Genomic DNA, 13,415 nt, shown 5'->3' on the forward strand with positions numbered 1-13,415 from the left:
CGGTCCCTAAGGCGAGGCCGAAAGGCGTAGTCGATGGAAAACGGGTTAATATTCCCGTACCAGCAAATGTGTGCGATGGAGGGACGCAGTAGGATAGCTCAGCCGGCTGTTGGATATGCCGGTGTAAGTGCGTAGGCTTGAGGAATAGGCAAATCCGTTCCTCTTTAAGGCCGAGACACGATGCCGTAACTTTACGTTTGAAGTGAGTAATTCCAGACTGCCTAGAAAATCTTCTAAGTTTAGCATTTGTTGACCGTACCGCAAACCAACACAGGTAGTCGGGTCGAGTAGACCAAGGCGCTTGAGAGAACTCTGGTTAAGGAACTCGGCAAAATGATCCCGTAAGTTAGCGATAAGGGATGCTCCAGACGGTGAAGTTATATACTCTCCGAGCTGTTTGGAGCCGCAGAGAATCGGGGGGGGCGACTGTTTACTAAAAACATAGGTCTCTGCTAAGTCGTAAGACGATGTATAGGGACTGACGCCTGCCCGGTGCTGGAAGGTTAAAAGGAGGTGTTAGCTTCGGCGAAGCTCCGAATTGAAGCCCCAGTAAACGGCGGCCGTAACTATAACGGTCCTAAGGTAGCGAAATTCCTTGTCGGGTAAGTTCCGACCTGCACGAATGGCGTAACGATCTCCCCACTGTCTCAACCAGAGACTCAGTGAAATTGAATTACCGGTGAAAATGCCGGTTACCCGCGGTAAGACGGAAAGACCCTGTGCACCTTTACTATAGCTTGACATTGGGTTTAGGGCTATCATGTGTAGGATAGGTGGGAGGCTTTGAAGTCGGCACGCTAGTGTCGGTGGAGCCAACCTTGAAATACCACCCTTGATAGTCTTGAATTCTAATCCAACGCCGTCATCCGGCTTGGAGACAGTGTCTGGTGGGTAGTTTGACTGGGGCGGTCGCCTCCCAAAAAGTAACGGAGGCTTGCAAAGGTTCCCTCAGGCTGATTGGAAACCAGCCGTTGAGTGCAAAGGCATAAGGGAGCTTGACTGTAAGACAGACATGTCGAGCAGGAACGAAAGTTGGTCTTAGTGATCCGGTGGTTCCGCATGGAAGGGCCATCGCTCATAGGATAAAAGGTACGCCGGGGATAACAGGCTGATCGCGCCCAAGAGTTCACATCGACGGCGCGGTTTGGCACCTCGATGTCGGCTCATCACATCCTGGGGCTGAAGCAGGTCCCAAGGGTTCGGCTGTTCGCCGATTAAAGTGGTACGCGAGCTGGGTTTAAAACGTCGTGAGACAGTTTGGTCCCTATCTACCGTGGGCGTAGGATAATTGAAGAGGGTCTGCCCCTAGTACGAGAGGACCGGGGTGGACGAACCTATGGTGTTCCTGTTGTCGCGCCAGCGGCATTGCAGGGTAGCTAAGTTCGGAAGGGATAACCGCTGAAAGCATCTAAGCGGGAAGCCTGCCTCAAGATTAGTTATCCCTATGCTTTTGCATCTAAAGATTCCAGGGAGACCACCTGGTTGATAGGCCGGAGGTGTAAGTGTGGCGACACATTCAGCTGACCGGTACTAATAAATCGTGCGACTTATTTTTCTTCTCTTCCCTTAACTTTGCTTATTGCACATCATCTGCGAAGTTTAAAATTTAATTTGTCAGCTCACGTATCAAAATACGCTTCGCTAACAAATGAAATTGAAAACTCCACACCTGACGCACACTAAACAAAGTTAAGAGCCTAATGGCTCTATTAGACCATATATTTTTGCTCATCGAAGCAAGCCATATTTGCTTGCGACCATTGAGGAGAGGTCACACCCGACCCCATTCCGAACTCGGAAGTTAAGCTCTCCATCGCCGATGATACTGCTGGGTAGCCAGTGGGAAAGTAGGTCGTCGCAAGCTTTTATTTTAAGCCCCTGAACTTAGGTTCAGGGGCTTTTTTTTGTTCCGCACATACTCAGGATGGGGGCCGGATTGTTAAGTGGGGCGTGTGAGGGCCTCCGGCGGGTGCTTTTTTAGCGGGCCAGAAAGGCTAATTCTCTTTGGAATCACAACCAATCGTTTTTGCAGGGTCTTGATTAGTATGTGTGATCTTGGTAATCAATTGCGAAGAATGTTTGTTTATTAAATCCTATTGTATTTTATCTTTTCAAGTCTGCGGTGCTTAGCGTATAGAGTTTACATGCAAAAACTGTTGTTAATAAATTGTAATTTTCATCTCATAAATGCTTTTAAGGATTTAGGGTGTATTGTTGAATGTATTTCAGTGCATGAACGAGACTACGATATTGCAACAAAGCTAATAGAAATGCAGTACGAGCCCGAGTTGATTTTGCAGCAGGAATATTTGGGTAGAAGAGTTCTTTTACAAGGACTTGAAAAACTGGATTGTTTGAAAATTTTTTGGTCCGTTGATACTCACATGAATATGTACTGGCATCGTCATTATGCTCACCTGTTTGATTGTGTTCTTACAACCCAAAAAAAATATACTTCGAAATTAAAACAGACCTGCGATACCAAAATTGAATGGTTGCCCTGGATGGGATATCTTCAAGCCGGAGGATCTGGCATAGTTCCGCATTCGAGACGCGAACATGACTTAACTTTTGTTGGAAGGGTGACCAGCCAAAGACGTTCTCGTAAATGGTTTGTGGATTTTCTCAAGTCTCAATACGACTTATGTCTACTTGATGGTTTAAATTTTTCTCAGATGATAGAGATCTATAGTAATACGCGAATTGTGCCGAATGAAGCTTTGTTCGGAGAAGTTAACTTTCGCCTCTTTGAGGCTGCTTCTTCCGGGTGTGCTGTTGTTACTCCAAATGTAGGTGATGAATTAGGCGAATTGTTTGAACTCGGAACTGAGATCGAGGTCTACAGTGATGTGCTCGAGTTGAAAGAAATCCTTGATCGCCTGACTAAGAATCCTCAGTCGGCTTCGTTGATTGGAATGGCTGCTTATGCACGTGTTTTGAAAGATCATTTGCCAACCTCCAGAGCTGTAGAGATAATTAAAATAGCGCATGACACCCGCAAACGTAATGTCTCTGATGAATTGGCCGAACTTTCGCTTTGCATGTGTGAACTTGCCCTTGGTGAAGCGGGAGACACCAGTGTTGATTGGGATAGTTTGCAGGCTCGATTACTTTTGCTTGAAAGTAGCGAAATGAGGGATGCTGCGCTTTGCAGGACTTTTTGTCGTGCGGGACAAACGGGATTATTCATGGAGTTGATAAGACCGTATCTGAATAAGAGTACGCCTGAAAATAATTGTTATTTCAGTATGACCGCTTCTTTGTGCGCTGTTAAGTTCAGGCAATGGGATCTTGCGAAACATTTTTGGTATGTCTATGCCGCAGCCAATTCTATTGTTGCCTCTAAACCTGCCGATGAGACTGATCTTTTGATGTTTTGGGGAGATGCCCTGAATAAGGCTGGTTTTGATATGCGTGCCGGTGTGGCCTTTAATGAAATAGAGGATATCCCTTCGTGTGCATCAGATTGCTATTTTGCTGCTCTTTATCTTGATCCTGATAATATACTAATTTTCAAGCGTTTAGCGAATTTGTTTCGGGGGATAATGGGTGGAGAACCTACTCGATTAGGTTTTCTTTCACATCTTTCATTGCATCATCCCGATGATTGGCGGTTAAGCGCAGAGGTGGGAGTTACTAATCTTAAGATTTTTAGATTAAGCGAGGGACTGAAAGAGCTGGAAAACGCTAGGAGTATTGCCCAAGAAAATGGACAGGAGCGTTTTTTGCGATGCAAGCTTGAGCAGGAGCTTCCTGCTTACGCGCGACTATATTTTTAACGAACCTAACCCGCATCATTTTTAGTGGAGGACTACATGGCTGAGATGGTCTTTAATGAACGGGCTTTTTACAACCACCTCGGTGGTGATGTTGAGTTGGGGTATGAAATTTTAAAAGTTTATCTTGTCGATGCTCCAGATCGACTTGATAGTCTTAAGGAATCCGTGCATTCCGGTGATCTAGATTTGATTGTTAAATATTCACACGCATTGAAAGGAATCTCCGCAACGGTAAGGGCTGAAGGGATTGCTTTACTCGCTGAAAAGGTTGAGTTGGCAGCACGTAAAGGGGAAGTGGATGTTATACGGGACTATCTGCCGCAAGTGGTTGGTGAGTTGGACAATGTTCTTGAAGCAGTTCGTGCACACCTTTCAGGTAATGTAGCAGAATAATTTCTAGTTGCTGTAAAACAGTCACTAATTGTTAATAATTTTTTGTTCTTTGTAGAGTATTGTACCTTAATTAAATATTTTCAGCTTTATTTCTAAGCGGACGTTTATTTGAAAAAATTTTTTCAATAAGAATATAAGGAGGCACCAGATGTTCAAAAATTTGCAGCTCGGGTGGAAGATTGGCGGAGGATTTGTTGTTGTACTGTTGCTGACAGCAGTTGTTGGCACTGTCGGTTGGTATGGACTTTCCAAGGTAGCAGATGAGTCTAAACGGACTGAAGTCGTCAGCAATGCTGTGACTGATATGTATGATTCTCGTTTGAATGTCCTTTATTATACTTTAAAGGGTTCTTCGGAATATACAGATAATTTTTATAATTCGATCAACGAAATCAGCCGGAATATTTCTGCCAGTAAAGACAGCTTTACAGGCAAGGGATTGACTGATGTTTTGTCTGTGGCTGACAGTGCTTCTGCCTATGAACAGATTTTTAAGAAATATGTTCAGCTTGAAGATGAAAAGAAAGAAGCTATCAGCAATTGCGTCGTTGCAGCCAGTTCTTTGAATAAAAGTTTGGACAGCATTACAGGACGTGCCAGAGAAGCCATGGAACAAAGCATGCGCGGGGCTGTGGAATCTGTGGATATGGAAACCGTTTTTGCTGCATATAGCGCAATCGGCAAAATTGAAAAGCAATTTGTAACAACAAGGTTTACATTTTCAAATTATCTGCGCACAGGTGAAGCTGAATCTGCAAAGCAGACTCGTTCTATTCTCAGCAATGTCATTGATGAGTGCTCTACTCTTCGCCATAATGGTTGGGTTGAAGCAACAGCAGGTTTGGATATCAGCGGTCTTGAGAAAGCCGCTCGAGCCTACCTTGAGGGTTTCAACTTAATTGTTGAAAAAATCGACATTCAAGGTGGGGAACTTAAAAAGATGGCTGCGGTTGGTGCCGATGCCCTCAATTTGAGTCAGGAAATTCTCAATAGCCAGCAGATTTCAGCCCAAAACGTAATTAGCTCATCTTTCTCTATGATTCTTGGTGGATTAGCTTTGGCTCTTTTGTGTGGTATCGTGATTTCCATCACTGTAACACGCATCATCACCACACCAATCCGCAAAGGTGTTTCTTTTGCTGAGTACATGTCGCAGGGAGATTTCACCAGAACTTTAGATATTGAACAGCGTGACGAGATAGGTATTTTGGCCCACTCTCTGAATGATATGGTTGTTCGTCTTTCTTCTGTTGTTGCCGAAGTTGGTGTTTCCTCCGAGAACGTAGCTTCCGGTAGTGAGGAACTTTCTGCCACAGCTGAAAGTCTTTCACAGGCGTCCACTGAACAGGCTGCAAACGTAGAAGAAGTTTCTGCGTCCATGGAAGAGATGACTGCCAATATCAGACAGAATGCCGAGAATGCCCATCAGACTGAACAGATTGCACTGCAGTCTTCAAAGCAGGCAGAAGAAGGTGGTGAGGCCGTTACCAGAGCTGTCGATGCCATGAAGAATATTGCTGAAAAAATTTCTATCATCGAAGAAATTGCCCGTCAGACCAACCTGCTTGCATTGAATGCAGCGATTGAGGCTGCCCGGGCCGGCGAACACGGGAAAGGTTTTGCCGTTGTTGCTGCTGAAGTTCGCAAGCTTGCTGAGCGAAGCGGGGCTGCTGCAGGAGAAATCGGCGAGCTCTCCACCAGCACAGTAAGTGTTGCGGAGCGTGCGGGCGAAATGCTGACTCAGCTTGTTCCGGATATTAAGAAAACAGCTGAACTTGTACAGGAAATTGCTGCAGGCAGCAGTGAGCAGCTTTCTGGAGCTGAGCAGATAAATAAAGCTGTACAGCAGCTTGATCAAGTTACTCAGCAGAATGCTTCCGCATCCGAGGAAATGGCATCCACTTCTGAAGAGCTTTCCAGCCAGGCTGAGCAGTTGCAGCAGGTAATGAGTTTTTTCAGAGTAAGCAATCATTCTACTCCCAGAGTTCGTGCCCTGCCTGCACCTAGAAAGACAGTGAGAGCTAATCCAGCTCCTAAGGCAAGTGCTCCTGTTGTCCCGGTTAGAGAGATCTCTCCCGAGGTAGATAACAGCGCAGGTGTTTCTCTTGATATGAGTAGCGACTTCTCTGACAGCGATTTTGAAAAATTCTGATAAGCACTGGTTGTTTTACCCAGCTTGATATATAGTTACATGAATTAGGAAATATTGCTTTTACCGAGATGATTAAATTAGGCAGGTATAAAGATGAATACTGAAATTAATAGTACTACCAACCAATATCTGACGTTTACTTTGAACAAAGATATTTATGCGCTGGATATTGCCAGTGTACGGGAAGTGCTGGAGCTTACTCCCATAACCAGAATTCCGCGAACCCCCAAATTTATGCGCGGGGTTATCAACCTCAGGGGGCACGCCGTTCCGGTTGTAGATATGCGCTTGAAATTCGGTATGAGCAGGACAGAAGACACAATTAATACCTGCATCATTATCGTTGAGGTTTCCTTTGATGGCGAAAGTACTGTTATGGGTGCTCTGGCTGACTCTGTCCGGGAAGTAATTGAGCTTACCGAGAACATGATTGAAGAGCCTCCAAGAATGGGTACTACTATTAAGACTGAGTTTATTCGTGGGATGGGCAAGCAGGATGATGATTTTGTTATAATCCTCGATATTAACAAAATTCTTTCTGTGGAAGAGCTGGCCATGCTTAAGAGCGTGCAACAGGATTCCCCCTCCTCTGATTCTGCCCAGGAAGCTAAATCCGATCAGGGAATGGTCCTGAGTCTATAAATATTGTGCTATTAAGGACGTCGAAGCCCGTACTCTTTTTCGAGTGCGGGCTTTGTTTTTTTATTGATATAATCAGTGTCTTGCAGCTGTCTCAGTAAGCCGTCTGCGTTTAAGTAAGTATATGAAATTGGATAGTTACAATGTATCGGTAAAATTCATGGATTAGTTGTGGTGTCTTTAAAATATGAGTACAGTCTTTTCTATATTGATCTTGAGTGTTTCGGGTTTGATCATTCTTATCTGATGGGGTGCTTCAGGATTTGTGATGTCTAGGAAAATTAAATTTACATTTCTCCAATGTCTTGTTGGGGTGTTGTTTTTACTCGTGGCGATAGTTCTTTCCGGTGAAAATCAGGTGGGGGTATTGCTGTTTTGCGTTGTCGGTCTTTTTTTGCTGGGGGCAGGGGGGGTAAGACTCTGGCAGGCTTTAAAGGGGCTTACTGACGTTGTTGATACGAGTGATTGCTGCGCGGAGTTGCATGACGATGCAAGACAGGCCAGCTTTACTGCCGACCCTGCCCTGATGCAGATTCTTTGTCATGAAATGCGAACCCCTCTGGCTGGAATGATTGGCAGTTTGCACGTTTTGGACAAAATGAATATTGGGCCTGAAGCCAGAGAATATGTCAGAAAGTGTACGCTTTCAGCTGAACGCTTTAAAGATGCGGTTAATAATCTGCTGAGCGGAATGTCCGGGAGTTTTGATCCCAGCGAAAAAGAATTCATTGATCCTTCTGCCTGCATTGGTAAAGCCGTAGAATTGTTTGTCCCTGCAACATCAATTCAAAATCGCAATATTAATCTTTCGATTTGTTCCGGGGTTCCAGAGACCATTTTTTGTGACCGTAAAGGTCTGTCTCAGGCCCTGTTCTGCCTGATCAACAACGGGTTAGAGCTTTTTCCGAATTCTGATATTTCTGTAGGTCTTAGGCTTACTTCCAATGAAGATGCTGATTCTGATTCAGCTCTCGCTTTCTATGTCAGCGGCACAGGTTGTAACTCTTTGCCTGAGCATGAGATTTTTGTTGAGTGTCTGCAACTGACCACGGAAGGAATCGGCGCAGATCTTTATTTCGAATCCGAACCCAGGATTGAGATTGGTTTTAAAGTAAAGGTGAAGCAAAGCGGGAAGTCGGTAAGTGACGTTGAGCGTCCTGTGCATTCCTTGCGGATAATGTTGGCGGAAGATGACATCAGCAGCCAGGTCTTCATGCGTAAAAAGCTTGAGAATTGGGGGCATCTAGTACGTACCGCCACGAATGGCTGGGAAGTAATCAATTGCATGGCAGATCAGGATTATGACCTTGTCCTTATGGATTTACAGATGCCGGAGATGAATGGTTTTGATGCCATTGCAGCGATCAGGGAGAAGGAATCTCCTGATAAGAGAATTCCCATTATTGTGATGAGTGCTTATGGGCGTGAAAGCGATTTTCAGCGCATGTCTGACCTTGGTGTTGATGACTACATTGCCAAACCGGTCAACACCGAAATGCTAAGAAAATCCATGGAGCGTCTGGAGGAGCTGGGAAGATTTTAGATCTTTATTTCAATCTCCCCACTCCTGACCATGCATCAATGATTAAGGTGCGAGTACGTTGTTTATGTAGTAGGCAATTCCATCCTCAAGCATCTGCACGGATAAAAGGATAAGAATCAGGCCCATGAGTCTTTCGCAGGCTCTTAAACCTCTTTTACCCAGCACACGGGCCATTGTTGGTCCGGTCATCATGATGATGAAAGTCATGCCCCAAGCGATAAGCACCCCGGATAATACATTCAGTCCTGCTCCGCCTTTGGAGCCGTAAACCATTACCGCCGCCAGCAGGGATGGACCTGCAAACAACGGGACCGCAATGGGTACAATGAACGGGTCCTTTTCCACCTCGTCCGACACGCTTTCCGGTTTTGGAAATATCATCTTCATTGAGATGATAAAAAGTATGACTCCGCCCGCGATCCTCAATGTGGATTGATGGATGTTGAGCATATTCATCAAGCCTGCACCCATGTACATAAATAGAATTATAATTCCCAGAGCGAAGAAAAGCTCTCGAAGCAGAATCCTGCGCTGCCGGGAAGGGGAGTATTCGCGAAGCATGGACAGGCATACCGGGAGGTTTCCCAGCGGGTCCATGATCAGGAACAGTGGAAATGCAATTTCGATGATAGTGCTGAGCTGTCCTGATTCCATGATTAGTCCTTGCCTCCGGCCTGTCCGTATGTGGAAAATTTATCGATAACTTTATCCATTTCGTCGTCCGGGACAATTACAGGTTTGCCCACAGAGAGAGCCTGAATGTAGATTCTGGCAACCAGTTCCAACTCTTCAGCAGCATCAAATGCACTGCCTATCTGGTGCCCTATGGTAATAAGTCCGTGGTTGGCCAGCAGCACAGCGTTGTAGTTCGCGATGGTCCCGGTAACGTTATCTGCCAGTTCCTGTGAACCGAAGGTTGCATAGGGTGCAAGGGGAACTTTTTTACCGGCAAAGCCTACCAGATAATGAACAGCAGGAAGCTCCATATTCAGGCAGGCCACAGTGGTAGCGTAGACAGAGTGAGTGTGGACAACAGCGTTTACGTCAGCGCGTTTTTTATAAAGCGCAGTATGGAATCCGAACTCGCTGGAAGGCTTGCGTTCAGAATCTTTGATATTGCCATCCAGATCCATGACCACAATATCTTTGGGAGTAGAAAGGCGATAATCCAGACCGCTGGGGCTGATAGCCAAAAGTCCTTGCTTACGGTTCAAAACACTCAAGTTCCCACCTGTTCCGGTGGTTAAACCGGATTCAAGCAGCTTAAGTCCATACTCAACGACCAGTTCTCTTTCTTTTTCTAATAGCATAAAATTTTCATATAGCTGACGACGCAGCCGAAATAAAAGGTTTTGGACTCTTGCAATAGTCCTTAAGCTAGCGGTCTTCCGCGAGTCTTAGGGATAACGACAGTGGAGTAAACCCTTTTGTAAAGGGTTTAAGGCCCCCTGCAGGACGTACTGCCGCATAACGAGGCTTCGAGTTTAGCGTTCTGTTGCGAGCAGAGATGTTGCCGAAGGCATTTTTATTATCTAAAGCGCGGAGCGTCTCAGCTTAAATTCCGCAGCGCATCAATTCTCTTGAGTACCGGGGGATGGCTGTATTCAAGCCAGACGTAAAAAGGATGCGGTGTGAGGTTTGAGAGGTTGCTTACCGATAACTTCTTGAGCGCGTTGACCAGTGCTTCCGGTGTTTGCGTGGTTTTAGCGGCAAAGGCATCCGCTTCGAATTCGTGCTTGCGGGAACGGATGTTGCTGAAAATGGCGAGCACGATGGATACCGGGGTGTAAAGCAGGGCGAAGAAAATCAGGCCCGCGTGAACGGAGATGTTCTGCATCCCGAAAGCAGCGAACAATTCTTCGTTGCCAAGGAAAAAGGACATGAGAAGGAAAACAACCCCGGTGTTGACGATGCTCATGATCATCATTTTTCGGATATGTCCAAGTTTGCTGTGTCCTATTTCATGGGCGAGTACGGCAACCAGTTCATCAGTGGAAAGGCTATCGATCAGGGTGTCGAACAGGGCGATACGTTTTTTCTTACCGAATCCGGTGAAGTAGGCGTTGGCTTTGGTTGAGCGTTTGGAGCCGTCGATCATGAAAATCCCTGAAAGCTCGAATCCATTGTCTGCTGCGAACTTCTCAATCTTATCGCGCAATTCGCCTTCTTCGAGAGGAGTGAATTTATTGAACAGGGGCAGAATCCAAGTGGGGGCGATATACTGCACGCCAAGGGTTACGAGAACGGTAAATATCCAGCACCAGAGCCAGGCCATTGAACCGGCTGCGTTGAAGAAGAGCAGCACACCGCTTAGGATTGCTCCGCCGATTATGCCCCCGATTAGATAACCTTTGAGTTTATCGACAAAAAAAGTCTTTAGGGTGGTCTTGTTGAATCCGAACTTCTCCTCAATCACAAAAGTGCTGTAAAGAGAGAAGGGCAGGGACATGATATCGCTGAGAACTGCCAGTCCGGCGTAGAAAATCAGTCCGGTTATGACCTGACCGTACCCAAATCCATTGGCCCAGAGATCAACGGCATTGAATCCACCCAGAGTGATGAACATGATGGTGATGACTGTTGTGACGGAACTTGAGATATTTTCAAAACCCATCCCGACTTTGGTGTAGTCCTGAGATTTACGGTACTCGTCGGCATCAAAGGTCGCGGCGAATTCTTTAGGCAATTCAGGGGAAAGTGCCTTTCGGTTAAGTTGCCGGGAATAAATACCCAGCAGGCAGGCACCGGCAAGAGAAGCAAGGATAATTATAAGATAAATGTTCATTTAAGTCTTTGGGGGTCGAATTGTTGAATTGATGCAAATTTTGAATTGCAGGACCATTCATATAAGCTTGAGGTATGATTACCCTTTGGGAGAGTATGACGTCAATGTGCATTCTTATGTACAGAACAGTGAAGTATAAAGAATATTAATAAGGTCCTGCCTTGACAATATGCGGTATAGAGTCAACAATTATATATTAAATTAATAATTTTGACTTTTCTTGATGTCGGATCATTTGTCGGGGGAATTTGGGGATGGTTCGAGGGGAGTTTTATAGATGAGTTCGCCGAAAAGCATTAAAGAGAATATTGCCCGCGCCAAGGCTTACGGACAACGTAAGGATTATATGCGCTGCCTGCATGCATTGAGCCTGTCTCTTGATGAGCTGGCTTCAAGTCAGGTTTTCGGGCGGGAAAAATTTGAGATTGGAATTCTCATTGATGAAGTTATCCGGCAGTTGCTGGCGATGGATGAGCTTAAACGTGTTCTTCCGCGTGGCTTGAAATACACCAAGGGGCAGGAAAAGAAATTGGCCGCGGTGTTTATGAAGATTCATGACACGATTAAAAGTGCTCTTGAAAAAGCAGCTGTTGAGAAAGTCCGCAAGCAGAAAAACCAGATAGACCAGTATGTTCTGACCGGACAAAAAATTTTTGGCTGAAAAAGACGTCAAAGAAGCTAAAAAATATTTCCGTAAAATCACCGAAGCATTTCCCGACGAAAGAGGGTTATTGCAGGATGTCGGCGGTAGATTGGTTAAATCCGGCTTCCCGGCGGATGGAGTTGAATATCTGGAGCGTGCCATTGAAAAGACTCCTTCGGACAGCAGACCGTATATTTCCCTTCTGTTAGCTTATGAGATGATGAGCGAGCAGGAAAAAGCAATTGAAGTAATAAAAGATATTGTTCGCCGTTTTGGAGCCAACGAAAGTATCTATGTGCGTCAGGCCAAATTGTTTCTCGGTAAAAGGATGTATACCGAGGCTTACGATGCAGCTGCAGCAGCTTTGAAAACTAATCCTCTGAATCGTGAAGCGAAGAAGATTTCGGATAAACTCGGACCCAAGATATTCGGCCGTGGTTTTAAGCCTGGTGCTACCTCTAAAGAGATGCAGGCTGGTAAATCCGCGCAAGGTGCAAAGGGTAAAAAAGACGGCATGACTTTCAACCTCGATGGTGGATCAGCAACCAAGCAAGATAAAGCAGCGAAAAAGAAAGCACCTGCCAAAAAGCCTGCAGCCTCAAAAGCTATCAAGCTGGATTTTTAATTTTCCTCGATTTATAAGATTGTTTTTTAGACCGCTTAGGCGGTCTTTTTTTATGTTTTTACCTGCCGGGAGAAATTGTCAGACAGAAATGTCGCTACAGGTCAAAGCCTACTCAAGAGGTATGGATTGGGCGTTTACTGGGAATCCTTTGAAATTATGGAGGTAGAACTAAAAAAAGCGACGCATTTGTCGTTTTCGCGTTGATCCTTATATATCGCGAACAAATAAATTGTTTTTTGAATCAATGCGACATACCTGTCGTCTTGGGGTGTTCTGTTTTGGTCAAAAGAGTCTGGATTTAAATTATATTTTCTGCAAGTGTCTGTAATGTCGATTGTTCTTTGTGTTGGCACGATTGGAGCTATTGGCGACAACGAAGTTTGTCTGAAAAATCACAAAGGAGAACATCTATGGCTCAACTTACTGTTTCATACGACCGCAAAGGCGATAAGCAGATTATGGATACAAAATCTCAGGTTCTTGGTGAAATCGCTATCGATTACTCCGAGATTCCCGCGGACGCTCGCGGCGGAACTGCAAAACAGCTTCTGGCAGCTTCCACCCTGCACTGTTTCTGTGGTTCCCTTGCCAAGGCTTTGGAAACTCGCGGCGCAGAATATGAGCGCATCACCGGGACCGCTACTCTTGAAACCGGTCTGGATGAAAAGAAACGTGCCCGCGTAATCGGTATCACTCTCGATGTTACCGTGCACATGGACGAAGATTACGGTTTTATCTTTGACCGTGTTGAAAAGATCATGCGCAAGGGGTGCCTGATTACCGCTTCCCTGCATGAAGCTTTCCCCATGACATATAATCTTGAGCTCGAAGAACTGTAATATTTCCCAAACAGGAG

The 13,415-nt window shown here is 45.4% G+C and carries 11 protein-coding genes and 2 rRNA genes (1 of these 13 only partly in view); 10 read left to right on the forward strand and 3 right to left on the reverse strand.

Features of this window, described 5'->3' with window-relative positions; all coding sequences use genetic code 11:
• From ACNI29_RS11925 to ACNI29_RS11955, 7 genes are all read left to right on the forward strand, one after another.
• Nucleotides 1–1,555, forward strand: a 23S ribosomal RNA gene (locus ACNI29_RS11925); it begins 1,379 nt to the left of the window's first position.
• A 194-nt stretch (nt 1,556–1,749) separates the two neighbouring features.
• Nucleotides 1,750–1,864: ribosomal RNA gene (gene rrf / locus ACNI29_RS11930) — 5S ribosomal RNA — on the forward strand.
• Between the two features lie 280 nt (nt 1,865–2,144).
• Nucleotides 2,145–3,779, forward strand: a complete 1,635-nt coding sequence (locus ACNI29_RS11935; RefSeq protein ID WP_419778591.1) for a glycosyltransferase family protein — start codon at nt 2,145–2,147, stop codon at nt 3,777–3,779.
• Nucleotides 3,780–3,815: 36 nt separating this feature from the next.
• Nucleotides 3,816–4,172: an Hpt domain-containing protein gene (locus ACNI29_RS11940; RefSeq protein WP_419778592.1), complete on the forward strand. Its 357-nt coding sequence runs from the start codon at nt 3,816–3,818 to the stop codon at nt 4,170–4,172.
• Between the two features lie 148 nt (nt 4,173–4,320).
• Nucleotides 4,321–6,324, forward strand: coding sequence for a methyl-accepting chemotaxis protein (locus tag ACNI29_RS11945; RefSeq protein ID WP_419778593.1), 2,004 nt, complete (start codon nt 4,321–4,323; stop codon nt 6,322–6,324).
• Nucleotides 6,325–6,417: 93 nt separating this feature from the next.
• On the forward strand, nt 6,418–6,966 hold the full coding sequence (locus ACNI29_RS11950) for a chemotaxis protein CheW (protein WP_419778594.1): 549 nt from the start codon (nt 6,418–6,420) through the stop codon (nt 6,964–6,966).
• 265 nt (nt 6,967–7,231) lie between these two features.
• Entirely contained in the window at nt 7,232–8,506 is a 1,275-nt protein-coding gene (locus tag ACNI29_RS11955) for a response regulator (RefSeq protein ID WP_419778595.1), read from the forward strand.
• 42 nt (nt 8,507–8,548) lie between these two features.
• Here ACNI29_RS11955 and ACNI29_RS11960 read toward each other — a convergent pair whose 3' ends face one another.
• From ACNI29_RS11960 to ACNI29_RS11970, 3 genes are all read right to left on the reverse strand, one after another.
• Nucleotides 8,549–9,160: a MarC family protein gene (locus ACNI29_RS11960; RefSeq protein WP_419778596.1), complete on the reverse strand. Its 612-nt coding sequence runs from the start codon at nt 9,158–9,160 to the stop codon at nt 8,549–8,551.
• Between the two features lie 2 nt (nt 9,161–9,162).
• A complete protein-coding gene (locus ACNI29_RS11965; RefSeq protein WP_419778597.1) occupies nt 9,163–9,816 on the reverse strand; it encodes an L-fuculose-phosphate aldolase in 654 nt (217 codons plus the stop codon).
• 239 nt (nt 9,817–10,055) lie between these two features.
• A complete protein-coding gene (locus tag ACNI29_RS11970) occupies nt 10,056–11,291 on the reverse strand; it encodes a M48 family metallopeptidase (protein ID WP_419778598.1) in 1,236 nt (411 codons plus the stop codon).
• A 277-nt stretch (nt 11,292–11,568) separates the two neighbouring features.
• Between ACNI29_RS11970 and ACNI29_RS11975 the strand changes: the two genes are divergently transcribed.
• The 3 genes from ACNI29_RS11975 (at nt 11,569) to ACNI29_RS11985 (ending at nt 13,398) form a co-directional block, all read left to right on the forward strand.
• The gene (locus ACNI29_RS11975) at nt 11,569–11,952 is read left to right on the forward strand and encodes a hypothetical protein (RefSeq protein WP_419778599.1); all 384 of its coding nucleotides are present in this window, start codon (nt 11,569–11,571) and stop codon (nt 11,950–11,952) included.
• Nucleotides 11,945–12,559, forward strand: coding sequence for a tetratricopeptide repeat protein (locus ACNI29_RS11980; protein WP_419778600.1), 615 nt, complete (start codon nt 11,945–11,947; stop codon nt 12,557–12,559). Before ACNI29_RS11975 ends, ACNI29_RS11980 begins: the two co-directional genes overlap by 8 nt.
• Before the next feature lie 410 nt (nt 12,560–12,969).
• Nucleotides 12,970–13,398 (forward strand): OsmC family protein, encoded by a 429-nt coding sequence (locus ACNI29_RS11985; protein ID WP_419778601.1) that lies wholly within the window; start codon nt 12,970–12,972, stop codon nt 13,396–13,398.
• Nucleotides 13,399–13,415: the final 17 nt, after the last annotated feature.

This window comes from Maridesulfovibrio spiralis (SeqCode) (assembly GCF_048571135.1).
Lineage (GTDB): Bacteria > Desulfobacterota > Desulfovibrionia > Desulfovibrionales > Desulfovibrionaceae > Maridesulfovibrio > Maridesulfovibrio spiralis.